This is a genomic window from Clostridium sp. AM58-1XD (assembly GCF_003464085.1).
Classification (GTDB): Bacteria; Bacillota; Clostridia; order Lachnospirales; family Lachnospiraceae; genus Lachnoclostridium_A.
Genome location: NZ_QSDR01000025.1, coordinates 40,243 through 64,213, shown reverse-complemented (window position 1 = coordinate 64,213; position 23,971 = coordinate 40,243). Strand labels below are relative to the sequence as shown.

Below are 23,971 nucleotides of genomic sequence, written 5' to 3'. Positions count from 1 at the left end.
TGTGTTCACGTTGTAACAGCAGACGGTAGATTCATGAAAAACTCATAAAAATCGGGGCACGGTATCCTTCTGCTTCTGCACAGAGTACCATGCCCCGGTCTTATTCAATCCCCAACGGAGCTCCATCAGGTCGCTCTTTGAGAGGCTTGCGAGGGAAACGGTTCCCTCTGATATGATCTGCTCTGCCAGGGTCTTTTTCGACTCCTGAAGAGACAGGATATTTTCTTCGATCGTGTTCTTCGTAATCAGTTTGAATACGGACACCTGCCGCTCCTGCCCGATTCTGTACACTCGGTCTGTCGCCTGGTTCTGAGCCGCCACATTCCACCACGGATCATAGTGAATAACCACGTCGGCAGCCGTCAGATTTAAACCGGTCCCACCTGCTTTTAAAGAGATGAGGAAAACAGGCGTGTCATCCCGATGGAAGGAATCCACCAGCTTCAGCCGCTCTTCCTTGGGCGTGTCTCCGGTCAACACGTGGTACTCAATCTCTTCCTTCCTCAGCCGTTTCCCTATAATCTCCAGCATGGAGGTAAACTGGGAGAAGAGGAGGATCTTATGCCCTCCTGATACTCCATCCTTGACGAGATCAATGCATGTTTCCAGCTTAGCTGATTCGCCCTTAAAATTCTGATAGCACAGAGAGGGATCACAGCAGATTTGACGAAGACGGGTCAGACCTGCCAGAATCTGAAGTTTATCTCTTCCCATTCCGCCTCCGTCTTCCAACTGCTTCTTCAGCAGGCTTGCATTTGCCGCATAAAGCTCTCTCTGTTCCTTTTCAAAGCGGGAATATACAACCGTCTCCAGCTTTTCGGGAAGCTCCTTCAGCACCTCTGTCTTCAGCCTTCTCAGAATAAACGGCCCGATCATCTTATGAAGCCTGGACAATACGTCTCTGTCCTGTCCTCGGACAACAGGCAGTTCAAATTCCCGGCGGAATTTCTGATAGCTGAAAAGGAATCCCGGCATAAGATAGTCAAAAATGCTCCAGAGCTCGCTGAGACGGTTTTCGATCGGAGTGCCTGTCAGGGCATATTTCGTCCTGGCATCGACTGCCTTAACCGCCTTTGCACTCTGAGTTCCTGCATTTTTGATATACTGTGCCTCGTCAATTACCTGGAAACAGAATTTTTTATCCTCATATAAGAGGAGATCGCGCCGCAGAAGGTCATAGGATGTAATCAATACATCATAGTCTCCTGTCATCTCCAGAAGCGCTCTTCGTTCTTCCGCCGTACCGGCTACCGTGAGAATCTTCAGCTCAGGCGCAAAGCGGGCAATTTCATTTTCCCAGTTATAGACGAGAGAAGCCGGACAGACGATTAGAGATGGCTTTTTATCCGCCGGACCGGACGCGCTTTCCTCTTCTTTATTTCTGTGTTTCCCCTCTTCATCCAGGAGAAGGGCGATCACCTGTATCGTCTTTCCAAGTCCCATATCATCGGCCAGAATCCCGCCGAATCCATAATAATCAAGGGTTTTCAGCCATCGAAATCCCACTTTCTGATATCCCCTCAGAATCGGCTTTATAGAAGCCGGAATCTCAAAATCGCTGTCCTCCACCGATTTCATTCCGCGTACAATGGATTTGAATGCCTGGTCACGGTAAAAAGAAAGACTGCTCTCTTCCTTCAATATGCTGTTCAAATAGACAGCCCGGTAACGTGGCAGCGCTACCTTATCCTTCTGCAGCTCTGTTTTCGATACGGCCAGCCCCTCAACCAGACGGGCAACGGTCAGAAGGCTTCCGCCCTCCAGCTGCAGAAATTCTCCATTTTTCAGGCGGTAATATTTCTTTTTCTGCTGGTACTCCGAAAGCAGATGAACGAGATCCTGACGGCTCATACCCGGCGCATCAATCGTCAGTTCCAGCCAGTTTCCTACACTCTTGACCCCAACTGCCATTTTCGGCGGCGGGATTACCTTCAACTGACCCAGTCCCTCTGAAACGTATACCTCTCCCAACGTCATAAACTCCGGGATTCCCTGTGTCAGAAGCCGGTATATTCCATCCTCATCCTCTTTAATAATCAGATTGTGGCTTTCATTCTGCTGAAATCGAAAGTACTTGGATATCAGCTGGCTGATCCTGAACTCTCCCGGTACATCACGGCAGACCGTGCGTGGGACCTTTTCATCTTCGATCGGGTGAAACGAGTAATCCCCATAGGAAAGCGTAGGCTTCATAATCACTTCATTCCGCCCTGAGCTGTCAAACTCAAAACGCGCTTTCAATTCTTCCGGACGGTAGTCCTCCAGTTTTACATCTTCTGCTGAAATGTCCCAATAGCATCCTACTTTCTGAAGCACTCTTTCATAAAACAGCGGAATGTCTCTCTCATTGATCTCAATCTCATGCCTTCCACCCTGACTCTTTATCATCCCCTGTACAAAGACGCGCAGCGTGCTGCTGCATTCCTCATCGCAGCGGTAGATACGCTCCTGATCCATCAGGTAGAGATACTTTTCTCCTTCCAGACAGGCCAGATTCCTGTCAATGGATACACGTATCCCATCCTTTCCTGCCCGTGCGGCCTTTACCGCAATATGAGGATTGCCATCCTCAACCACCACTTTTTTCGATATTCCCATTCGGTCTTCTGCGTCCAGCACCTGCCCCATTACAATCGAAAAGAACCGGTCCATTTCTGTTCTTCCAATCATAATCTGTCTCAGCGCAGGAGCCGGGGAAGTGATTTGAGGGCCTTTCTGGAATTTCAGATAATACTCCCTGTAAGTGTTTACCAGCTCAATTATAAATTCAACCATAGGCCTGCATTCATCTGCAAACACTTCCGGGTTATGATGAAAAGAAAAGTTCTTGCCATATTCCACCAGACTGCCGTTTTCCAAAGCATCTACAAAGGCAACCAGGTCTCTGACCACATATGTCTTGTCTCTGCCTACCCGGTATTCTACCTGAAGTCCAGCGCGCCCGAACTGAAGCCTGGGCAGAAGAAGTACCTTTTCTTCCTCTCCCTCCATAATAATCCTGGCTACTTCACGATTCGTATACTCCCGGACCATCATCCGCACTTCCTGTGACGTATAAACCGTCTTGCCGTTTTTTTCTTCCGACTCTTTTTTCCACTTTTCAAAAAGGGCAGTACAATGCCTGCACATGCCCTTATAAGAATTTCCCTCCTTGCACGAACAGGAATAGTCAAATACCTGACCGCTTTTCACGTACAAAGAAGCTTTATATATCTGTCCCTGGTCTTCTGCCAGGCCTTTCACTCCAACCTCGCCCTTCCAGAACGTGTTGGAGGTCATTTCCGAAATTTCCATGGACTCCTCCCGAAATCCTGTCTGTCCGCTGACAAAATGATCAGAATTCTACATTCTTTCCGGCGCTTCGATTCCCAAAAGGTCGATACAGACCTCCAGAACTTCCTTCGCCAGCCTGATCAGGCACAGCCAGCTTTCCCTCTGCTCTTTATTTTCTTCCGTCAGTATCTTCGTATCGTGATAAAAACGGTTGCATGCATTGGACAAATCATAAATATACTGGCAGATCTTGTGCGGCGCCGTCTCTGCAAAACTGTTCTCTAGCACTTCATTATACTTGGATATCTCCAGCTGCAGCGCCTTTTCCGCTTCTGAAACAGCCGGAAGAATACTGGATTCTTTCGAAATCTCTCCATATTTACCAAGAATGGACTTGATTCTGACAATTGTATACAGAATGTACGGGCCTGTATTTCCCTCAAAAGAAATAAACCGGTCCACGTCAAACACATAGTCCTTGGAGGCCTGGTTGGATAAGTCTCCATACTTTAAAGCGGAAAGTCCAACGATTTTTGCCGTCTCTTTTGCTTCTTCCTCTGATACCGTACGGTTTTCCATAATACGGCCGAAAACTGCCTCATCAATCTCTGCAATCAGACGTTCCAGGCGCATAACGCCGCCTTCTCTCGTCTTAAACGGCTTGCCGTCCTTGCCGTTCATCGTTCCAAAGCCTAGGAAAATCATCTTTTTGTCACTGTCGACGATACCTGCTTTTTTCGCTACGCGGAACACCTGAGTAAAATGAAGATCCTGTCTCTTGTCAACTACATAAATATACCTGTCCGGATGGAAATCCTGTTCTCTCTCTACAATCGTAGCAAGATCCGATGTTGCATACAGAGCCGCACCGTCTGATTTTCTGACAATACACGGCGGAAGCTCCTTGGCATCCGTCTCTTCCGCAATATCTACCACCAGGGCGCCCTGGCTTTCATATGCTAGCCCCTTATCAATCAAATCCTGAATCAGCCCTGGAATATATGGTTGCGCATCGCTTTCCCCCTTCCAAAGATCAAAATGTACATTCAGATTGCTGTAATTTTTCTTTAAGTCCGCAAGGGAGACGTTCATAATATGATTCCAGACAGCGCGGTAAGGAGCATAGCCATTCTGCAGTTTAAACGTTGCGTTCTGTGCCCTTTCCTTAAACGACTCATCTTCTTTTGCTTTTCCGCTGGCCGCCGGATAGATTTCTTCCAGTTCACTAATGGTAAATGGGGCTTCCTTTGGATATTCCCCCTGAAAATTTTCATCAAAATAGGGCAGCTCCGGTTTTCTGTCACGAAGTTCCTCAATAATAAGTCCCATCTGAAGGCCCCAGTCACCAAGATGCACATCACCGATCACGTTATGCCCCAGGAAACTTCCCATACGCTTAACACTTTCTCCGATAATAGCTGCACGAAGATGGCCCACATGGAGCGGTTTCGCAACGTTGGCTCCGCCGTAATCCACGATTATGGTCTCTGCCTTTTCAGGACTTTCGATTCCAAGTTTTTCGGATGAAGCCATCCCGTTCATATATCCGGCCAGCCACTCTTCCTTCAGTCTGATATTTACAAAACCAGGCATCACTGCTGTAATTTCGGAAAACATTCCGCTCTCCGAAGCTTTGTTCACCACATCCTGAGCAATGTCAATCGGTTTCTTACGATAAGCCTTGGCCGCAGCCATGGCGCCGTTGCACTGGTATTCACACAGGTCTGGACGGTTGGATAATACGACCTCGCATAAGAAGGGTCATAACCGCTCTCCTCAAAGGCAGGCTTTAATTCTGCCGCAATTAAATCAAGAATTTTCTTCATCTTCCTGGTATTCCTTTCATATCATTAAGCTATTATTATAAAACACTTTTCCTGGAAAAGCAATCCATCTTCTGCAACAGTAAAAATTACGAAAAAGGAGCTTCTGCCATAGCTCACCGGCTATCCATGCAGAAGCTCCTGATGGTTTTAAAATCTGTCAGCAGTGATTATACACGTGATAAATATTCTCCTGTACGCGTATCAATCTTGATCTTATCGCCCTGGTTTACGAACAGCGGGACGTTAACCTGTGCGCCGGTTTCTACAGTTGCAGGCTTAGATGCGCCCGTAGCCGTATCGCCCTTGAATCCAGGCTCTGTATCTGTAATCTCCAGTTCTACAAATAACGGAGGCTCTACAGAAAATACGTTGCCGTTGTAAGAACAGATTTTGCATATTTCGTTCTCTTTTACAAATTTCAGGGCATCGCCGATTGCCTCTGTATTCAATGCGATCTGCTCAAATGTGTCATTGTTCATAAAGTGGAATAAATCGCCGTCAGAGTACAGGTACTGCATATCAATACGGTCAATTCTCGCTGCCGGGAACTTCTCTGTAGGACGGAATGTTCTCTCTACCACGCCGCCACTGATAATATTTTTAATCTTGGTTCTTACGAATGCTGCGCCTTTTCCTGGTTTTACATGCTGGAATTCCATGATCTGAAATACATTTCCTTCAATCTCAATGGTAAGGCCATTTCTAAAATCACCAGCTGATATCATAAATGATATTCCTCCTTGTTCATCTTATCTTCTTTATCTTATCTGTCTCAGATTAATCTACTCTATTCTATACTAAAATGGTTGTCTTTTCAACTATTTTTTTCATTTAGGAGTATAGAACAGCTTCCTGGCAAACCACAGGCCAGTCACAGGCCGTCCGCCCCTGTCAGATAATCCATCGCCAGGGCGTATCCGCGGAGTCCCAGGCCTACCACCTGCCCGGTGCATACAGGAGCGGTCACGGATACGTGACGGAACTCTTCTCTTTTATGGACATTTGAAATGTGCACCTCAATTTTTGGCATTTCGACAGAAGCCAGTGCGTCTCTGAGCGCTATACTGTAATGGGTAAAAGCGCCTGGATTAATAATTATGCCTTCTGTTCCGTCGCTGTAAGCCGCCTGAATTCTGTCAATAAGGCCGCCCTCATAGTTGCTCTGGAACACCTCAATCTCATGGCCTTCCTCTGCTGCCTTCTGTTCCATCATCTGCTTCAGCCAGGCATAATCCCTGGTACCGTAAATTCCCTTTTCCCGAATCCCGACAAAATTGATGTTCGGACCGTTAAGAACCAGAATCTTCATGAATTTCTTCCTCTTTTCCGTACATTTCCCTTAAATATCATTTATTCTATCCCACAGACTGCGCGGTCACCGACTCTTATTCTGTGAGTCTTCTTTATTTTGCTGTTTCTATGCATTTTTTCACTTTTTTCTTGACTCTGCCTGTTTCAGCCGGCCAGTCGTACGATTTCCGAAGTTATTTCTTCCGGTGTCCGGCCGTCTGCATTTACGATCAGATGAGCCGCTTCTTCGTAAAGAGGCCCGCGGAGGGACAACAGTTCTTCTATTTTCTTTCTTGGATTATCTCCCCTTAACAGAGGTCTCGTTGTGTCTCCCCTCAGCCGTTCCTCTACCGTCTCCGGAGACACTTTCAGATAGACAACCGTCCCAAGCTCTTTTAAAGAGTTCTGTTTTCCGCTCTCATGGGGAGACCTCCACCTACAGAGATCACATAGGATCCTGATGTGCTGATCAGATCACGCAGCGCTTCCGTTTCCATTTTCCGAAAGGCCTCTTCTCCCATGGCATCAAAAATATGCGAAATAGTCATACCTGATTTTTTTTCAATATATTCATCTGTATCCAGAAACGTTCTGCCGGAACGTGCCGCAAGTTCCTGTCCTATGCTGGTCTTTCCTGCTCCCATAAAGCCGATCAAGATCACGTTTTTACTGGTGGTGTTCATGGTCTACTTTCCTCCCAGCTGTGCGATCATTCTACACCTTGCCTCTTCTATGGTCTTTTCATCGATCACTGCGTCCGGATTCCAAAGCTCAAATGCAATGACCCCCTGATAAATCAGCATATCCAGGCCATTATAAGCCTGTCCGCCCGCTTCCTTCACCATTTTCATGAATCTCGTTTCCATTGGCGTATAGACAACGTCCATGGCAACAGCAATTTTCTGATAGAAGGCCGGATTATCTATCAGTACATCCTCATCGTGAGGATGCATGCCAACGCTTGTAGTCTGGATAGCCAGGTATCTTCCCTCTGGAATTCTGTCATACTCGGAAAGCTGCATCGGTACGAATACCGCCTTGCCCGCAAGTCCGTTCATATAATCAGCCAGTTCTTCCGCTCTGGCAGCATTCCTGTTCAGAATATAGACACGCTCCGCTCCATGTTTCATCAGTACGTAAGCCGCAGCCTTTGCTGCTCCCCCTGCTCCAAGCAGAACACAGGAAGTACCCTCGATCGTGATCCCCCGCTCTTTCATGGAACGATACAGTCCGGCCGCATCTGCATTGTATCCTTTAAAGCCGCCGTCAATTCTCACCAGGGTATTGACTGCACCGATCGCCTCTGCTGCCGGATCAATCTCCTTTAAGTACTTCATCACGTTCTGTTTATGGGGGACGGTCACATTCATACCAAGAAAGTTCATGGCATATGCCCCCCTTACGGCAGCCTCCACCTGATCTTCCTCTACCTTCAGAGGGACATAGGCAAAATCCTTTCCTGCAGCCTCGCCATAAAAGTTCTGCATTACCGGCGACATGGAATGCTCTACCGGATTAGCCATAATCCCACATATTCTCGTCGTACCTTTTATCATGCCAAATCATCTTCTTCCATTAAATTGTGTTGTACAAATACGTCTTTATCCGCTTGAAATTTTATCGTTTTTCTCTTTTTATTATTTCACTTCTCCCAGATTCGGTTTACCTGCTGCCTGTCCGGTCATATCTCCGCCTGTAAAACCACAGAACGATTTTCTCTGGAACGCGTTTCAGCACAATCTGTATCTCCTCTTTCGGATTGATCGGCTTCACCAATATGCTTTTCATTCCCGTCCTGTTTGCCCCCCAAATATCTGTAAACAGCTGATCCCCTACAAAAACTGTGGAACGGCAGTCTGTCCCCATCCGTTCCATCGCTTTCCAATATCCTTTTCTCGAAGGCTTCCCGCTTTTATATATGTAGCGGGTGCCCACTTCCTCAGCGAAACGCTTTACTCTCGGCTCCTTATTATTGGAAAGAAGGCATGTCTCCATCCCTATTTCCCTAAGATGACGAAACAGGGTCTTTGCCCTCTCGTCCGCCGGCGCGTCATGAGGAACAAGGGTGTTGTCGACATCAAACAACACGCCGCATATCCCCTGATTCTTTAATGCCTCAAATGATATATCATATGTGGAATCCATATAACTTCCCGGATAAAACCTTTTAAACATCTGCTCTAATCCTGCTTCTTTAATAATTTTCCCAGCTCTTCCATAAACGTATTGACGTCCTTAAACTCGCGGTAAACGGAAGCGAAGCGGACATAGGCCACCTCATCCAGTTCTTTTAATTTCCTCATAACGAGTTCACCAATAATCGTCGTCTCCACTTCTTTCTCTTCCATATTGAAAATCTCATTCTCGATCTCGTCGATCATCGCATTAATCTGCTGTGTGGAAACAGGCCTTTTATGGCATGAATGGATAATCCCCGCTTCAATTTTTGAACGGTCGTAGGCCTCTCTGGAATTGTCTTTCTTAATTACCATCAACGGCATGGTTTCCAGCTTTTCATATGTCGTAAAGCGTTTTCCGCAGGATTCACACTGTCTTCTGCGGCGAATGGAACTGTTGTCGTCAGCTGGTCTGGAATCGATCACCTTTGTATCTGATTCATTGCAAAACGGGCATTTCACGTCCTGGTCCTCCTTCTTTTCATAAATCATTTTTCTACAATTATATACCATTTTACCCTAGGACAATCATTATCGCAAGCTAAACCTTGCATTTTTCTTCCACATCCTTCCTTTTTACATCTACCAGAATAATATCTTCCCCGATCTGGCAGATATCACAGAACGGAATAATATATTCTTTATCATGCCCCAGGAATCCGCAGAAACAGCCAGGCCCCGATACAATAAGCGCCAGGATGCAGCCCGTTTTTATGTCAAATTCAATGTCTCCGGCAAATCCCAGCCTGCGGCAGTCATTGATATTAATGATTTCTTTTCTCTTTAATTCATGAATGCGTCGATTGTATCAATCATTTTTATCAGAACTAATCCGTTGATTCTTAGATCCTTCCTCCATTATTTTTAAATCTAAAAAGAAGAACAGCTTCTTTCCTGGAAAGTAAAAAAAGAAGGCGCTTTCTCCCATTATCAGCGCCTTCTTATATCCCGTTCCATTTTCCCATATATGGTATGTATTACAATTTGTTGTCATCCTCGTAGATGGTTTATTTTTATTTTCAGTTCAGCCATCTCCAGATTAGCCTCCGCCGTCTCCTCATTAATGTAGTGTACTCCATACAGTTTCATCTGATCCGGCAGTATCTCCATTGCGTGAAACATGTCCGCTGCCGCCTTTGCCGATTGATAGATTACATAATTACCGTATAACATATTCATTCCTCCATACCTTTAAAACCTTTTACTACCAGTAATGTTATAAGGCATTATAACACTCAATTGTCGCCGGCAACACTACGTTTTCACCGCAAGTTACGACACTACCTGACATTCCCATTCTATACTGCCTGCTCCTTAGCGAACTTATTCACATACTTTCGACTGTTAAAATCATATGTCTCCACGATCTGTAAAACGCCGCGCTCATCCGTCACCATACACTGACCTTCGTGAATCCCCTTATCCGGGCACAGGAAGAATTGCTCGCCAGACGGGTCCCGCTGGTATCCCGTCATCATATATCCTTCCGCGTCAAACAGATACCAGCCCGATGTGCCTTCCGTAACTTCTGTAAACCAGTACCATCCATTTTTTGCCCATGTCCCATCTGCAAATTGATACCGCCATCTCTCCCCGTCTGCGGCCGGTTTAAAACCTTCCGTAACAACAATATCCTGGGCGTAGTCAATATCACAAAGCTTCAGAGCCTTCTGCCATGGCGTCGCCGATACCTTGCTCTCAATTGTTCCGTAATTGATCCCTTTTGCTTCGACACAGGATCCGTCTCCGATATAAATACCAATATGTCCAGGCTTCCACAGTGCCCAACCAATCATGCTTTCATTCAGGCTGCCGATCGGCACACGCTCGTCCGCCGTATCGTGATAATTATAGCTGCCCCGGATCATACCCGTATACCAGCTGATCAGGCCGGAACAGTCCGTACAGTGCTGCCCGATGAACTTTCTTGCCTTTGTCGTGTATGTAGTCGTGTACATGCCGGGATTCTGCTTCTTCAGCACCTGCAGGCGGCTCTCTGTAAGGATTTCCCCTTTAGCGCCGTAGACATAAGGCGTTCCCACTTTGCTCTTACAGAATTCCACCAGTCCTCTAACCTTTCTTTTATCCATTTTCTGTACCTCCATGCTTATTCGATAATAAAAAGAGAATGCTGCAAAGCGTAAACAATCGTCTCCTTCAATACCGGAAAGAATGACTCGGCCACTGCCTGCAGCAATATTCGGTATCAAAGATGTTTACAATTTTACTTTTGCAATACTCTTCCTCTGTATTTTCTATTCCTTTCGTCCAAAAAAGCAGCTTAACTGCTGCTTCATTCTGACCTGTCCCACTTTTCACATTTCTTAATCCTTATCCAGTTCCGGAAGACCAGCCAGTGATGTCAGCATAGACAAAATCCCTGATAAAACTGCTGCTGATCCGACCATGGGCCAGTTGACTTCCCCCAAAACCGCAGCTGTGCCGATCGTGGCGACTGCAGTCTGAGCTATTGTTTTAAGGGCGCGCATGCCCGCTGCTCTTACCCATTTTTCAGCCTGATTACTCATCTGTATTCCTCCCTTTCTTAAATTATATTTACACGCATTTTATCTCATATATTGGGTCATTGCACAAATAACGCCGGTAGCAACTGCTCCGGCGCCGGCTCCAACAAATGTATTAAATATCGTACGTTTCATACTGCTCCACTGCTCAGCCGGAGCTGCCTCCAGCTTATCCAGGCGCTCCCCTTGTTTTTCCTGTTCTCCCAGCATACGCTCCATATTCATAGCCAGCTTTTCCACAGATACAGCCATACTCTGTTGCGTGCTGACGCTTTTCTCCAAAAGATCCAGTCGCCGGTTCTGGCGCCTGTCTTCATCATGCAGGCGTTCCAGCTCTGATTTCATTGCTTCATCCATTTGTTAACCATCTCCTATCTGAATTCTGAATGTTAAATCAATTTATAATGAGGCTGTTCCTCATCAAACCATCGGTACCGCAGCCAATCATCCAGCACAATTCCCGCCAGACTCACAAACAGCCATACCGCAAAAAATTGAGGGCATACCTGTCCCATGATGTTTCCCGGCATATTGCTGTAGTCCCATACATGCCATCCCAGCCATAAATTCACGATACATCCCGTTGCAAACTCTAACACCGTAATGATGCCTGCGCCGATCAGCGCCTGCATCCAGAGCGGTGTAGACCAGGGCAGTACTTCGTTTATCAATCCCAATGCCACAAAACATCCCCCTCCCAGTATAAACATCGTCCAATGGCTCCATCCCCGCCAGGTCCATTCCAGCATTATGTATAACAGGCCCCCTATGTCAAACAATGTTATGTACTTATTAAATAAGCGGTGATTCATCTAAATGTCCCTCGTCATATTCTCGTTCTCTACAAGATATGTTGTCAGCCCTTCAATTCTGTACTCTTTTGGTCTATCCACCCCACAATTATTTTTCAGCTCTTCGGCAGTTTAACGACAGCGGAATATGCATATGAGAGTACTGTAATTCGATGTAGGGCTGATTGTACAACAATATGGAGGCATGCTTCCTGAACGACACTCTGTCCATCTGCGGCGTTAATAACCGTACGAGCAGTACGTACACTCATCGGAATTCCGGCATAATATCCCAACGGCTCAGTATGGGCTGCCGGCTATGGCTGTTTTTGAACATGAATCCGTCCCTTCTGTCATACTCCGTATGCCCGTAATATACCGTCGTATTATTTGATCGAGTTAGCAAATACTCTTTACTGATCGTATGCTCGCCCTCAAGCCTGACCTACTTTAGCAATTAAAACTGCCCTTATTTTCTGAAGTTTCCCTGTATAATTTATATAGATAATATCTCCTTTGGTTTCTCCTGCTTCTGATCTATGCTGCCGTCATTGGACAGGCAGACTGTCCGCCCTTCCCTGCGGTAAACCGTTTCGTATCCGGTCAATATATCGGCTTCTGTACCGTCTTCCGTGTAAATTTTTATTTCTCCCCAATCTGGCGTACGTGGTCGGCAAAGATAATCTGCATGACCACACTTGAGATTGGACGAATGTCCTTAATTTCATAAAGCTCTTTTCTTGTTCCAATTTTAATTTTTTCCATGTGTGTTCCTTTCCTGGGGTGGGTTAGTGAAAATAGGGGGTGGAGGGTTGATTATTATATAGTGATATTGAAGTGTTATATGATAGAATGACTCCATATGTCAAAGGTTGTAGCATTAATTATGGAAGTTGTGACTGCGTAGTCAATTTATTTAAAGTTGGTAGAACAGTTTTTCTTAGTGGATTTATTGTTCCACATGTCACAGGAACAGACTTAGTGCTTCTGACCGTAGATAGTAGCTGTGCACCAAACGGTGATGTATTTTCACCACTTTCAAGCTATTCTGGAAACTGCGGTGCTGTGAGAATAAAAGCTACATCAGGTGATGTTCTTTTTAATATACCTATAGCCGAATTTGCATATGTCTTCAGCTTTACTTACACTACCCCTAATTTTTAAAATAAAATATTAGTAAATCCGAATATAGCCAAGAAAATCTTACGAAAAATCAATTATGACTTTGTACTCCTCTCTCCTACCCTACTCTCCTCTCTCACTTTACTTGTTTATTATACGCAAACAAGACCGCCCAAATGGCCGGCAAAATGCCTCTATTTTCGCTTCTCTACTCTCCTATCCCGCTCTTACTCTCCGATAAGTTTCTCTAACATTAGATTCTTTTACCGTAACATATATCATAGTTGTTCGATCTTAGCATGACCCATTAGTTTCATAACCTGTTCGATCTTCATTCCTCGTCCGATCATGTCTGTTGCAAATGTTCTCCTGAATCTATGTGGATGGACATTCTCCACTACTGCTTTTCTGCCTAATTCTTTGAGCAGATATTGTACTCCGGCCACCGTCATTCTCTGATATGGTGCTTTTACGGTTACAAACAGTGGCCGTTTCTGCATCTCCTCTTCTGTTATCCGTTCTTTTCTCATCCTGTCACGTAGGTATCTCTTCAAATGGAACTTAGCTACATCATCAAACAAACATAGCCTCTCCTTTCCTCCTTTACCGAAAACATAGAATTCCATTCTATACATATCGATGTCTTCCACATTAAGTTTGCATAACTCTGAAACACGCAGCCCCGTAGCCAGCAAAAATTCTATCAGAGCTCTATCCCGGCTCCGATCACAATGCAGCCGTAAAGCCTCTAGTTCTTCTGACATATACGGCTTTTTTATTACACTATCTACCTTTAAGCTGCCAATCCGTCGTACTGGATTGCTGGGCACCAACTGCTCTAATGTTAAAAAGTCCCAAAAACTTGATAAATAATGTATCCTGGTCTGCATTGTAGACATTTGAATCCCATTACGTTCCCGGCATACTGCATAGTAATACCTTAAATCCATAGCCGTGATGTCTTCTAAACGTTTTCCTAAAAAGTCCAGCATACTATAAATTTCGCGGCTGTATTGTTTTAGTGTCCCATCTTTTCGACCCGTAGTCTTTTTGGAGCCAAGAAACATATTAATTTTAGCCATATCTCCATCTGTCCCTGTAGGGGCCAATTCGTTCTTGTCTTCCACTACTCTCTTACCATGGAACTGTATGTACAATACATTCTCTAATTTTTCCATTTGAGCATCTGTTAAATCTGGCAACATAGCCTGTTTTACAGCTTGAATCAATTCTTCCGTCATAGCATTCTCCTCCTTTCCTCTTATAAGTACATATAAGGAAGAGATAATGCAACAATTCTTAAAAAATACTCAATAATATTCGGATTTAAACACTAAAAGTATAGACGGCATTTATGTAATTAGTATTACTCATTGATCCACCAGTTGCTTTTAAATATACCTGACCGTTGGAGAGCATTCTTAGAAGAAAAGGTACTGCTGGAAGTCCTTGTGGAACATATGTATTCCACGGAAGATTTTGTAAAGGTCGGTATACCTCTTCTACAGTTCCCATAAAAATATCTTCATTACTAGATATTCCTGATGGAAATCCAAAAATATATAGGCTGGTCACATTTTTATTTCGGTATGTGCTCATTGTTAGGCCTTTTACTTGGGAGTATTGTTTTGAACAACTTATATACCAATCAGAAATCTCGGAACGGCTCGGATAAGTTACCCAACTAGTCCAAGAACCGTTGTTTAAGCTTCTTGAAAGTAGAACAGTATTGCCAGATATAGTACCTGATGGATATGCTACTTGACAGCCAAAAGTATTTGAAGTCAAGCTCGTAAATACGATTCCCTCACTCGTTACTCCAGCTAAACCTAAAGAATATGGGGAATTTGACGTAATTGAATTGTAACGTTCAACAACAATCTTATTTCTTACACCAGAGTTATTTAAATCGGCGGATAATTCTGGTGTATGTAAATCACTATTTACTAAGGATATTAGTTAAATTCTCATTCACACTTTTTGAAGTCCGTTAATTCGAACACCATCTACATAAAAATTTAACATTAAATTTTCCGCATCCCATCCCATAGAGAGCCGTTTATTTATTAAACGATATTCTAAATTATCGGTGCGATACGATATGGCTTGAAGAGCCGTTTGGGCGGCTTTTGTAGCAATGGCAGCATTTACCTCACTTAAATCACTATTTAACTGAGTATACAAATCCATCAGCACTTTCCCCTGTGCCGCTGACAGCGGAAGCTTTGCATTATTCGTTACACAGTTATTCACAATCTGGCCGATATAGCATGCTCCCGTTGCCGTGTTCCGTATATCTTCACAAAATTTCTTTATCTTGCCAAAGCTGATCTTGGCAGTGTCACCAGCTACCGGAATTGGATAGCTGGCTGTAGAGGGTGTAAAGGACGAAATTGTAGTATTTGCGATATCTCCTGTTTTAGATACCTTGTCTCCGATTGCCGTATCGAGAACATCTGCATTATCATTAAAATCCTGAACGTCTACCGGATCTGTTCCTTCCGGCTTCTTTAGTTTCAATATATTTGTAAGTAACATGTTATGCCTCCTTTAAGATTTTCACATCATTCCAGGACATACCGCTCAGTCTGTCCCATATATATGGTTTCATTTCATTCCAGATTGTGTATCGATATTCAAATCGATACGAGAGATGCGCCGGTTTGATATCCTCCAGCATGGCGATAAATGCCTGCATGTTTCTGGGGATGCCTTTGATTCCGATAAACCGGATAATAAAAAGGCTGTTGATATTATCTTCAACAACCTCTACTTCTCCGCCGCTGAAAGTTGCAGCCGTCTCCTCTATCATCTGACGCGTTACTGTACCGCTCCCTCTGATTTTAGCCATCAGGATTTCCCTGCGCTGCTCATATGTGAGCGCCAGATTCGTTGTGATACCGAACAAATCTTCCCAGCGCGTCAGTCCCCAGGTGGCTGTTGCTATGAAAAACTGATCGATCAGGTCGTCTAACTCATATTCCAGCAGACCAATTTCGTAGCCCTCTGTTCTGTATATTTCTGCCAATTCCCGGATTTCCGCCAAAAAGGGCGGGGCATATTTTGACAGATCCACAAAATATTTCTCCGGATCGACAGCAGTTTCCCTTTTGGATGACCCGTATCTGGACAGACCATAAATATCCTTTCCATACATATTCAGCTGCCCCCTTTCAGGTCATTCCATTTAATTGCGCCCTTTTTCAGATAGCTGCCGTCATGGTCGTGGCTTCTGGCTGCTGCATCGGTAATTCCATATTCAGACAATGTCGTCGGATTTGTGCCTGCGGTTACGTGCCCCTGGCTGTTAACCGTAACACTGCGGTAAGTACCTGCAGCTGCTCCACTTTCCGGATGAGTGTATTTTGTATCGGTAAAAACTCTGGCCGTCCAGCCGCTCCATGTTCCATTTGAACAGTACCGAACGTATTCGTTCGTCCGGTTCTTCACACTCCTGAACGTCTGCATTGTGACAAAATCCTCTGTGGATGCCCAGCGCATTAGCTCCACGTCCAAAAGAAACGGCTGGTCTGCAACTGGTATATTGCTTATACTGGCCGCTCCTTGGCTGGTCTTTTCGATGTATCTCATAATCATAGGTGTTCCTGATGAAAGTGTAATCGTATCCATATCCAGGGACTGGCCAGTGAGGTCTATCCTTCTGTACCCTTTTGCATAAAACTCTCCAGTTGCAGGATTCGCCAGAAAATTACAGGATTTTCTGCCTGTACCCGTTTCCGTAGTATCATTTGCATTGGAAGATAAAAGCAAACGGTAATCGCCGCTGTCCGTTGAATTTGTCTGAGTCATTTTGGTATTGCTGTTGCTCTCCATTCCCCATGATGCAGAACCGTCCGCGCTCCACCGCAAAATCTGACCGCTGGATCCTCCTGCCGGAATATGCTTATTCCCGGAGGTCGTTGGATGAACGTATTTATCTGCTCCTTCCGCAATCCCGGCCAGCTTCAGTTTCTCTGCCGTAGTGTAATCGTTGGATGACAGCTGCTTTCCCGTTACCTTATCCACTTTATTTGTTACCGCATTCCACTTTGTACGTTCAGAGGATGTGATATGGATAACGGGATCCGCCTTATGGGCAATGAGATCGGCAATCGCTTTCATGATTTTTCCAAATGACAGACTCAGCTTCTCACCGCTGACAACATTCTCCAACGTCTCTGCCTGAGTATACGTTGGCGTCTGGTCGTTCGTCGCTACATCCGGCACGCTGCCAAGCCCAACCTGGGACTTTGTAACTGCATGCGGATTGCTCTTATTGCTGACATGGGCATAAGCTCCATTCCAGTTCTCCAGGAACGCCTGCGTGATTTTATCAATAACGGATTTATTTCCGTGCTCGTGGCGCGTACTATAAGCCTCGGACCAATTGGCCAGCAGCGCCTCAGTCAGTTTGTCCAGGGTGGATTTGTTGCCATGAGTATGCCGTTTTAAAAAGGCATCGTCATAAGAGGCCTTATCCTCTTTTGTAAGTAAACCGTCTCTGCTCTGAGTCGCCTTTGGAATTGCATTGGCGGATATGGCGATCCAGTCGTTTCCGTTCCATCGGTATGTATAATCCGTATCTTTAACGTTTACCGTCCAGCCATCTTCCGGCTCCGGATATGCGGCGGCAATATCTGCATACGTATCGACCGCTTCTTTCCAGTCGATAGACGTCTCCAGGGCAGAAAATTTGTTATCAACTTCATTTCGTGTATATTTATCATCCCAATTCGGCTGATTGGTATGAATCGTGTTCCTGATATCATTCTCTGCGGCTTCTGCCGGGTAATCTCATCTGCAATCTTATCAGCGTTGGCCTGTTCTGCCTGCCCGGCTCTTGTCTCTTCTGCGTTCAGCGCCTCCTGAGTCTTTACGACAGCCTCCTGGACCCGGTTAATATCTTCCGCTTCCACCGTATCCCCGTCCGTCTCATAACTGATATATACGATATCCACATCTGCAAATACCCGGATATTCCGTTTCCAGGGCGTCAGGCTCGGTGTAGAAATGGAATACGTCTGAAGCCGCTCTCCCGTAAGCTTCGGTCCTGTAAAAACAGCAATCGTCGCCTCGTTAATATTATCGTGAAGCAGTTCTCCTTCATATGACCCGTTCACAAGGTTTACTGGCTCCTCAACGGTATATATGTTACCGTCTAACTTATTCAGTTTCCCGGTAAATTTCTCCGCCTGAATCAAATCATCACCTCCAGTGCAACGGTTCCGGCTACTGCAATTTCTTCCTGACCAAGTTCTGCATTCGCGGATACACCGTTCAGAAGAAGGCCGTCATAATCATCAACGCCGGCTGTTCCCAATAGAATGGTACCCACGCGCGCCATACTCACATACGTAAGATCGAACGCGTTCTGTTTCAGGTAATTTTTCAGTTCCTCCTGGAATGCATTCTGGATATTTCCCAGGTTCGCGCCATTTTTAATCCGTATCCGTGCCGATACATTGATCGTCTGTTCCTTTGCGGAGACTACCGTCACGTCTGCTCCAACGGGACGCAGCTCCTCAATATGGTCCGCCACTGTTTTGACCAGCGCAGGCCCGGCTGCTTTCATTTTTTCGTCGGCAATAACTACCTTTACCGTTCCCGGCCCGGCTGCAAGCGGAAATATCTTGGATGCGCCTACGCCTTCACACTCCATCGCCCAGTTATAATAATCATATTTATTTCCGCTGGTGGAAGGCTTTCGTACCTTCATCAGAATTCTGCTTCTAAGCGATTCATCATCTTCTTCATCCGCTCCAGGTGTTATCACCTCTTTCAGCTCTGCATACGTCAGACCGTTTACAGATTCAATCGGCAGAATTTTACCTGAGTAGTCATTTCCCTGGCTGCCTGCCGTCTCACACTCCATGGAAAATACATATTTTGTTTCAGAAACCTCAATGTATCCTGTCACCCTGTAAATCATATATGTATTCTCAGACATGGCGGAAAAACGGGAGCCGATCGGAACCATGATATCAAATATGCCCTTTTTTACTGCCCTGACTGCCGCCTTCCGTTCAAGCCCGTATTGGACTGCTATCTTATCCAGGCTGTCTCCTCCGGCAGTTCCTGCATATACGTTGTTCTGCAGCCGATCCAGGTCCAGATAGACGCCTTCCAGATACCAGCTTTCCGGGCCTAATGCGGTCTGTATAATCGAACCTTCTCTTTTATCAATCGTGTCCGGAACTCGGTTCAGCTGGCTCGCCAATATCCTGGCATATGTTTTTTCATTGAAATCAATCATGTAATTACCACCTCCTCTGATAATGTTCCAAACACCGTGATGACATCAAACGCACAAGTCATGACGCCGTCCTGGTTATCTGAAAAGACAAAGCTTTCGACAGATATCATCCGGTTATCCATGGAAAAAGCCTCTTTGATTCTTCTCGGAATCTCACTTATCATATAGTCATATTCTTCTCCGGGAAGATCCTCCAGTTCAATTCCAAAATTTGATGAATAAATCTGCCACCGGAACCGCTCTGTCCTTAAAATAATTTCGACCGCCTGTCTGACGGCTTCAAGGCCTGCATTCATACCCGATATCTGCTTGGACGGCCAATCTATCATAAATGTATTTGTTGGTTTATCTGCATGTTTCAAAACTGCATCCAGACCAACGCCTTGCGGCAATATCGCCATTTTTACCTCCTTACCTCCTATACTTTCGATAAGATCACGTATCTCTGCCCTTTGGCAGCCCGGAGCATGATTACTTTATTCCCGGCAGAAAGTCCTTCGCGGATCACTACAGAACCGCCGTTTCCGCCTTTTACTTCTGCTGTCTTTGCTTTCACATTGTCGGTCAGAATCAAGGCTGCGGCAGGAATCGGCTGCATGGTATCTTCCAGCTGAATGGTTAATGGAGAAACGGATGATACCGTGCCAAACGTAATATCTGCCGGCTTCTCCGCTCTGCGGTTTTCCTGGTTTATCATTTTCAGTACCTCGATCAGTTCAGACAATACTTATCCCTCCCAACTGCTGGAAACTTTTTACTTCGATGCTCATTGTGTGGCTGTCCGGCTCAAAATTATGCGTTACCTTTTCTGCCAGTAAAAGGCGGGGCGCAGACAAATCATCTACGGCCCCTATTTTAACCGGCAATATGGTCCCTGCCCTGATGCCCGGTATACCTATTGCATCAAATGATATGGTCTGAAGCACCCTGTTATAATACTGGAGATACATTTTACACATCTCGTCGATCTGTGCTTCATTCATGTTCTTATCAACCTCGTCGCAATACTGCAAAAGGCCCCAGCTTTTAATCATCTCTGCATCTTCATGGACATATACGTCGTTGCGCCCCGTTTCTTCGTTCTTTCTGACCAGTTTCACCCGGTTATATGTATCGGAATCAATATCCCTTTTGTATGTATAACCGGTAATAAGGCTGTTGTCGCCAACCAATGTTGTGACGAGCATATTTTTCGCTTCCGTAATCGTCAAAGCTCCGTAATCATCATAAAAATTGAAAATTCTTCCGGTTTGCCTGATCGTTTCCGACAATGTGTCGAATATAATGTCCAGGCAGCTTTCGTTCTCTTTAATCAGGCAGGTAAAAACATAGCCTGTCTCTTCCAGCACGCCTGTTTTCAGGCCAAAATCAGCCGCAATCTTTTTCACGATCTCTTCAAGTGTCACATTTTCAAATGTATAGCTTGCACTCGCCTTTAAGTATCTCAGCTGGTCGTACGCCACATAGGACGTCTTTCCATCCTCATCTCTCTCTGCGGAAAAAACATAACCTTTAAATAGTTTCACGCCGTCTGCCGTCAATTCTACAGAGCTGCCCTCCACAATTGCAGCAGGGCCGTTTTCCAGACATGTAAAAGAGAGCTTTGCCGGGGAATCAAAGCGGTTCGTCGTCAGCTCTGCCTCTTCCGTAACATTCGCATAATCAGTAATTACCGTCTGCGTCGCTCCCCCTGGAGCCGGTCCGGTACTCTGAATCAGCAACGATATATTATTCATCTCATCACCCCGTTATCTGCAGCTGGTCTGCCGTAACCCATCCGTATGAGCCAATGCATACCGGATAGGGATTTCCTTCTACAATACGCGTTACCGCGGTATTCAGATTATTTGCAGTTCCAAATGGTTTGTCCCCATAGCTGCTGGACCAGTACTTCCCGTTCGCGGTCACCGCCGCGCCTACGCGAAGCACCGGCGTTTCCACCGGCCTTTCCGTTTCTGATGCGGTTTCTGTCTGCTGATTTCCAGTTTCATCTTCAGGCATAGTTGTGATAATGGAAATCACTTCAGGCGAATAATTCCGGTACTCCCGCAGTTCGATGGAATAGTAGATGTCTTCCGGTTCCCCGCCTTTGTCTGTCGTTTCAAAATTGCTGATGATACAGGCGATATTTGTGTCATAAAGCTTTGATCTGGAAATGATGAGCCTTCCTACCTGTTTTGACCTCATAGCCTTCTCAATCCGTTTAATATAGCTCTCCGGACTTTCGATTCCGCTGTTGACATAAGGGTCCGAGTCGGAACCTGGGAAAAATGATTCCCAGGAAACCTCTTTCAGTCCAGGTTTCCCAGGAACCACAATCTGTCCCAGCCCCAACACGTCATAATCATTGCTTTGGCCCGGATATTTGATGTTAATCTCCTGCGGATTAACAGGTATTTTCAGCTTCTTTCCGAATTTTAAATAAATCGAATATGTATTTTTAATTCTGTTCACTGTTTTCCCCCTATCCATGTGCCGCAGCCGTGTGAGAACTCATCTGTTCAATCAAAAGCACTTTTAATTTGTCCGCAATGTCCTTGGATGTAAGGTTTTTCGCCGCCGACTCCGGAATTGTTACCGTGATTTGCGGCGCAAGTGTCTGAAGTTCGATCTGATTCAGATACCGCTGTTCGGAAAGATCACGGTATATTTTCACATCCTCATCCGATAAATTGACGTCTCCTTCCACGTTTTTCACGTTTTTGACACTATCGATATTTGCCTGACCGCCGGTCGCAGGAACAGCCGGCGTGGGAATCCCTGAAACAGAGCCTCCGGAAGAATATCCCCCTGCGCCATAACCTCCGGAAGAAGTCGGCCCCGGAATACTGCTGCCGGCGCCGCTAAACCAATCATTCTCAGCGCCCAAATTGTCCATTTTAGCGCCCAGGTTTCCCCCCGTCTCGGCACCCTTACTAATGTTGCCTTCCCAGTCTGTAGTTGGCATTCGGTCGATCTTTTTCTCATTTTCCCCTGCCGTCTCAACTACCCAGTCTTCCAGGTCCTTACGAAAACCTGCGACCGCGCCGGACATATTGGTATGAAGCAGCATATCGATCGCTTTTGCCGCCGATTCCACTACTTGTAAAATATTGTCCAGAAGGCCGTGGAACAAATGGGCAATCGCAGCCACCGGATCGTTAAATATATTCGCAAAAAACTCTGCAAAGGTTGCAAAAAGATTCCAGATATAAGCTACTACCGTATAAGCAACCGAGTATATTCCGCCTAAAACCGCTCCGACAATCTCTCCGACCTGCTGCCATGTAACGCCTGCCTGCTGAAGGACAAATACGACTGCCGCCACGGCTGCTACAATGATCAGAATCGTAGCGATTACCGGCCACCAGCCGGCCAACGCCTGAATTCCTGAAACAAGCGCCTGTACGCCCGCTATGGCAAACGCAGCTCCCAACCCGATTAAGATTGGATAAACATAATCCCAGTTTTCTATGATGAGCTGAGCTCCCGCAACAAGAATATCAGCTACTGTCGACGCAATACTTCCGAGAATCTCAAACGCTCCGGCGATACCGCTTATTACTGCTTCACCGGAATCACTGTTTAAAAATTCACTCAGTTTTTCCGATACTTTGCTGAATGCTTTTACGCCTGCATTCTCCACCATTCCCCAGGCCTGAGCAAACGTCATCGGCGTATTCTGAAACTGTTGATCGATATCATCCGTAGCCGCCAACATAGCATTTTTAAAAATATCCGCTGTCAGCATTCCTTCGTCAGCCATCTCTCCGATCTTATCCACATCTGTACCCAGGTAATCCGCAATCGTCTGTACCATGCCGGGAGCTGCTGCAAAAACGCTGTTCAGATCTTCTCCGCTCAGCACGCCTGATCCCAACGCCTGGGTTAACTGCTGCGTAGCCGATGTGATGTCATCCTGAGATGTTCCTGCAATGGCAAATTCTTTGTTCAGATTTTCTGCAAACTGGATCATTTCCTCATTTCCCGAAAAAACATTCCCCGCACTCTGTCCCAAATTAGTTACCGTATCAGCCAATCCCATATATGAAGTTCTGGATCTCTGGGCTGATTCATAAATTTGCTGCTGAACGGCGTTCAGCTCCTCCTCACTTCCGACAAGACTACCCAGCCGCGTCTGCGTCTGGGTAATGGTATCAGACAATTCCAGCATCGGTTTTGCCAGTTTGATCTTTGACACCATACCGCCAATCTTACTGAAAACAGACATCATACTTCCTGCCGCCCTGGTTGTCCCCTCGGTTACACCGGCACAGCTCTGCTGGTTTTCCGCCAGTTCGCTGATTGCCCGGTTCGTTTCCTGTATTTCGCCGGCACACCTTTGCTGGTTTTCCGCCAGTTCGCTGATCGCCCTGCTCATCTCCTGCGCTTCTGCAGACGACCTCTGCTGGCTCTCCGCAAATTGGCTAAACAACCTGTTTGTTTCCTGTACATCGCCCCGGAGCTGCCTGATTGATCCAATCGTAGCTCCGGCTGAACGTCCCATTGCCCGCGACAAATTCCGGTCCAGCATATATATGGACCGGGCAGCCTGATCGCCCAGGTTAACAATTGTCTGAAAGGAGGAGGAAAAATTGGCTGCCAGTGACAACGTTTCATTATTTATTACCATTATGCTTTTTCAACTCCTTACTTTCTTTTTTTATCAGCTGCCACATAAACATTTTTTCTCTTAACGACCGGTTAAGAGTATCCATTGGGAATACGCCGTGAT

25 protein-coding genes and 2 pseudogenes are annotated in these 23,971 nt (G+C 45.7%); all 27 read right to left on the bottom strand.

Annotation, left to right across the window (positions count from 1 at the left end):
- Positions 1-42 precede the first annotated feature (42 nt).
- The 27 genes and pseudogenes from DXA13_RS15240 to DXA13_RS15115 all read right to left on the bottom strand — a co-directional run bounded on the left by DXA13_RS15240 (position 43) and on the right by DXA13_RS15115 (position 23,869).
- Complete coding sequence (locus DXA13_RS15240) at positions 43-3,294, bottom strand: DEAD/DEAH box helicase (protein ID WP_118245650.1); 3,252 nt, start codon at positions 3,292-3,294, stop codon at positions 43-45.
- Positions 3,295-3,342: 48 nt separating this feature from the next.
- A pseudogene (gene argS / locus DXA13_RS15235) lies at positions 3,343-5,099 on the bottom strand (arginine--tRNA ligase).
- Positions 5,100-5,266: 167 nt separating this feature from the next.
- A complete protein-coding gene (efp, locus tag DXA13_RS15230) occupies positions 5,267-5,824 on the bottom strand; it encodes an elongation factor P (RefSeq protein WP_118245648.1) in 558 nt (185 codons plus the stop codon).
- 146 nt (positions 5,825-5,970) lie between these two features.
- Complete coding sequence (gene aroQ / locus DXA13_RS15225; protein WP_118245646.1) at positions 5,971-6,408, bottom strand: type II 3-dehydroquinate dehydratase; 438 nt, start codon at positions 6,406-6,408, stop codon at positions 5,971-5,973.
- Between the two features lie 146 nt (positions 6,409-6,554).
- Positions 6,555-7,033, bottom strand: a pseudogene (locus tag DXA13_RS15220) (shikimate kinase).
- Between the two features lie 42 nt (positions 7,034-7,075).
- Positions 7,076-7,945 carry a shikimate dehydrogenase gene (gene aroE, locus DXA13_RS15215; RefSeq protein ID WP_118245644.1) on the bottom strand — a complete coding sequence of 290 codons (870 nt, stop codon included), beginning with the start codon at positions 7,943-7,945 and terminating at the stop codon, positions 7,076-7,078.
- A 106-nt stretch (positions 7,946-8,051) separates the two neighbouring features.
- Positions 8,052-8,564: a YqeG family HAD IIIA-type phosphatase gene (locus DXA13_RS15210; protein ID WP_118245642.1), complete on the bottom strand. Its 513-nt coding sequence runs from the start codon at positions 8,562-8,564 to the stop codon at positions 8,052-8,054.
- A gap of 5 nt (positions 8,565-8,569) precedes the next feature.
- Complete coding sequence (gene nrdR / locus DXA13_RS15205) at positions 8,570-9,028, bottom strand: transcriptional regulator NrdR (protein ID WP_118245640.1); 459 nt, start codon at positions 9,026-9,028, stop codon at positions 8,570-8,572.
- 79 nt (positions 9,029-9,107) lie between these two features.
- Positions 9,108-9,362: a YlmC/YmxH family sporulation protein gene (locus DXA13_RS15200; protein ID WP_118245654.1), complete on the bottom strand. Its 255-nt coding sequence runs from the start codon at positions 9,360-9,362 to the stop codon at positions 9,108-9,110.
- A gap of 194 nt (positions 9,363-9,556) precedes the next feature.
- On the bottom strand, positions 9,557-9,739 hold the full coding sequence (locus DXA13_RS15190; RefSeq protein WP_118245636.1) for a hypothetical protein: 183 nt from the start codon (positions 9,737-9,739) through the stop codon (positions 9,557-9,559).
- 125 nt (positions 9,740-9,864) lie between these two features.
- Positions 9,865-10,656 carry a hypothetical protein gene (locus tag DXA13_RS15185; RefSeq protein WP_118245634.1) on the bottom strand — a complete coding sequence of 264 codons (792 nt, stop codon included), beginning with the start codon at positions 10,654-10,656 and terminating at the stop codon, positions 9,865-9,867.
- Positions 10,657-10,890: 234 nt separating this feature from the next.
- Positions 10,891-11,094 carry a holin gene (locus DXA13_RS15180; protein WP_118245631.1) on the bottom strand — a complete coding sequence of 68 codons (204 nt, stop codon included), beginning with the start codon at positions 11,092-11,094 and terminating at the stop codon, positions 10,891-10,893.
- 39 nt (positions 11,095-11,133) lie between these two features.
- The gene (locus DXA13_RS15175) at positions 11,134-11,448 is read right to left on the bottom strand and encodes a hypothetical protein (protein WP_118245629.1); all 315 of its coding nucleotides are present in this window, start codon (positions 11,446-11,448) and stop codon (positions 11,134-11,136) included.
- Positions 11,449-11,480: 32 nt separating this feature from the next.
- The gene (locus tag DXA13_RS15170; RefSeq protein ID WP_347559883.1) at positions 11,481-11,801 is read right to left on the bottom strand and encodes a hypothetical protein; all 321 of its coding nucleotides are present in this window, start codon (positions 11,799-11,801) and stop codon (positions 11,481-11,483) included.
- Positions 11,802-12,524: 723 nt separating this feature from the next.
- Positions 12,525-12,647 carry a hypothetical protein gene (locus DXA13_RS22530; RefSeq protein ID WP_278287063.1) on the bottom strand — a complete coding sequence of 41 codons (123 nt, stop codon included), beginning with the start codon at positions 12,645-12,647 and terminating at the stop codon, positions 12,525-12,527.
- Positions 12,648-13,282: 635 nt separating this feature from the next.
- A complete protein-coding gene (locus DXA13_RS15165; protein ID WP_243009166.1) occupies positions 13,283-14,245 on the bottom strand; it encodes a tyrosine-type recombinase/integrase in 963 nt (320 codons plus the stop codon).
- Positions 14,246-14,330: 85 nt separating this feature from the next.
- Positions 14,331-14,603: a hypothetical protein gene (locus DXA13_RS20765; protein ID WP_147348040.1), complete on the bottom strand. Its 273-nt coding sequence runs from the start codon at positions 14,601-14,603 to the stop codon at positions 14,331-14,333.
- Positions 14,604-14,975: 372 nt separating this feature from the next.
- The gene (locus DXA13_RS15160) at positions 14,976-15,542 is read right to left on the bottom strand and encodes a hypothetical protein (RefSeq protein ID WP_118245624.1); all 567 of its coding nucleotides are present in this window, start codon (positions 15,540-15,542) and stop codon (positions 14,976-14,978) included.
- A gap of 1 nt (position 15,543) precedes the next feature.
- Positions 15,544-16,161 (bottom strand): YmfQ family protein, encoded by a 618-nt coding sequence (locus DXA13_RS15155; RefSeq protein WP_118245622.1) that lies wholly within the window; start codon positions 16,159-16,161, stop codon positions 15,544-15,546.
- Between the two features lie 2 nt (positions 16,162-16,163).
- The gene (locus DXA13_RS15150) at positions 16,164-17,231 is read right to left on the bottom strand and encodes a hypothetical protein (protein WP_118245620.1); all 1,068 of its coding nucleotides are present in this window, start codon (positions 17,229-17,231) and stop codon (positions 16,164-16,166) included.
- A gap of 365 nt (positions 17,232-17,596) precedes the next feature.
- Positions 17,597-18,205, bottom strand: coding sequence for a hypothetical protein (locus tag DXA13_RS15145; RefSeq protein ID WP_118245618.1), 609 nt, complete (start codon positions 18,203-18,205; stop codon positions 17,597-17,599).
- The gene (locus DXA13_RS15140) at positions 18,202-19,257 is read right to left on the bottom strand and encodes a baseplate J/gp47 family protein (RefSeq protein ID WP_118245616.1); all 1,056 of its coding nucleotides are present in this window, start codon (positions 19,255-19,257) and stop codon (positions 18,202-18,204) included. Before DXA13_RS15140 ends, DXA13_RS15145 begins: the two co-directional genes overlap by 4 nt.
- Positions 19,254-19,658, bottom strand: a complete 405-nt coding sequence (locus DXA13_RS15135; protein ID WP_118245614.1) for a DUF2634 domain-containing protein — start codon at positions 19,656-19,658, stop codon at positions 19,254-19,256. The genes DXA13_RS15140 and DXA13_RS15135 overlap by 4 nt, the downstream gene beginning before the upstream one ends.
- A gap of 17 nt (positions 19,659-19,675) precedes the next feature.
- Positions 19,676-19,981 carry a DUF2577 domain-containing protein gene (locus DXA13_RS15130; protein ID WP_118245612.1) on the bottom strand — a complete coding sequence of 102 codons (306 nt, stop codon included), beginning with the start codon at positions 19,979-19,981 and terminating at the stop codon, positions 19,676-19,678.
- Positions 19,974-20,993, bottom strand: coding sequence for a hypothetical protein (locus DXA13_RS15125; RefSeq protein ID WP_118245609.1), 1,020 nt, complete (start codon positions 20,991-20,993; stop codon positions 19,974-19,976). Before DXA13_RS15125 ends, DXA13_RS15130 begins: the two co-directional genes overlap by 8 nt.
- 4 nt (positions 20,994-20,997) lie before the next feature.
- Positions 20,998-21,711: a hypothetical protein gene (locus DXA13_RS15120; protein WP_118245607.1), complete on the bottom strand. Its 714-nt coding sequence runs from the start codon at positions 21,709-21,711 to the stop codon at positions 20,998-21,000.
- A gap of 10 nt (positions 21,712-21,721) precedes the next feature.
- The gene (locus tag DXA13_RS15115) at positions 21,722-23,869 is read right to left on the bottom strand and encodes a tape measure protein (RefSeq protein ID WP_118245605.1); all 2,148 of its coding nucleotides are present in this window, start codon (positions 23,867-23,869) and stop codon (positions 21,722-21,724) included.
- Positions 23,870-23,971: the final 102 nt, after the last annotated feature.

Bases quoted from the DNA above. Each gene is read 5' to 3' on its own strand.
- DXA13_RS15240 (WP_118245650.1), bottom strand. From the start codon at position 3,294: ATGGAAATTTCGGAAATGACCTCCAACACGTTCTGGAAGGGCGAGGTT.
- efp (WP_118245648.1), bottom strand. From the start codon at position 5,824: ATGATATCAGCTGGTGATTTTAGAAATGGCCTTACCATTGAGATTGAA.
- aroQ (WP_118245646.1), bottom strand. From the start codon at position 6,408: ATGAAGATTCTGGTTCTTAACGGTCCGAACATCAATTTTGTCGGGATT.
- aroE (WP_118245644.1), bottom strand. From the start codon at position 7,945: ATGATAAAAGGTACGACGAGAATATGTGGGATTATGGCTAATCCGGTA.
- DXA13_RS15210 (WP_118245642.1), bottom strand. From the start codon at position 8,564: ATGTTTAAAAGGTTTTATCCGGGAAGTTATATGGATTCCACATATGAT.
- DXA13_RS15190 (WP_118245636.1), bottom strand. From the start codon at position 9,739: ATGTTATACGGTAATTATGTAATCTATCAATCGGCAAAGGCGGCAGCG.
- DXA13_RS15185 (WP_118245634.1), bottom strand. From the start codon at position 10,656: ATGGATAAAAGAAAGGTTAGAGGACTGGTGGAATTCTGTAAGAGCAAA.
- DXA13_RS15180 (WP_118245631.1), bottom strand. From the start codon at position 11,094: ATGAGTAATCAGGCTGAAAAATGGGTAAGAGCAGCGGGCATGCGCGCC.
- DXA13_RS15175 (WP_118245629.1), bottom strand. From the start codon at position 11,448: ATGGATGAAGCAATGAAATCAGAGCTGGAACGCCTGCATGATGAAGAC.
- DXA13_RS15170 (WP_347559883.1), bottom strand. From the start codon at position 11,801: ATGTTTATACTGGGAGGGGGATGTTTTGTGGCATTGGGATTGATAAAC.
- DXA13_RS22530 (WP_278287063.1), bottom strand. From the start codon at position 12,647: ATGGAAAAAATTAAAATTGGAACAAGAAAAGAGCTTTATGAAATTAAG.
- DXA13_RS15165 (WP_243009166.1), bottom strand. From the start codon at position 14,245: ATGACGGAAGAATTGATTCAAGCTGTAAAACAGGCTATGTTGCCAGAT.
- DXA13_RS20765 (WP_147348040.1), bottom strand. From the start codon at position 14,603: ATGAGCACATACCGAAATAAAAATGTGACCAGCCTATATATTTTTGGA.
- DXA13_RS15160 (WP_118245624.1), bottom strand. From the start codon at position 15,542: ATGTTACTTACAAATATATTGAAACTAAAGAAGCCGGAAGGAACAGAT.
- DXA13_RS15155 (WP_118245622.1), bottom strand. From the start codon at position 16,161: ATGTATGGAAAGGATATTTATGGTCTGTCCAGATACGGGTCATCCAAA.
- DXA13_RS15140 (WP_118245616.1), bottom strand. From the start codon at position 19,257: ATGATTGATTTCAATGAAAAAACATATGCCAGGATATTGGCGAGCCAG.
- DXA13_RS15135 (WP_118245614.1), bottom strand. From the start codon at position 19,658: ATGGCGATATTGCCGCAAGGCGTTGGTCTGGATGCAGTTTTGAAACAT.
- DXA13_RS15125 (WP_118245609.1), bottom strand. From the start codon at position 20,993: ATGAATAATATATCGTTGCTGATTCAGAGTACCGGACCGGCTCCAGGG.
- DXA13_RS15115 (WP_118245605.1), bottom strand. From the start codon at position 23,869: ATGGTAATAAATAATGAAACGTTGTCACTGGCAGCCAATTTTTCCTCC.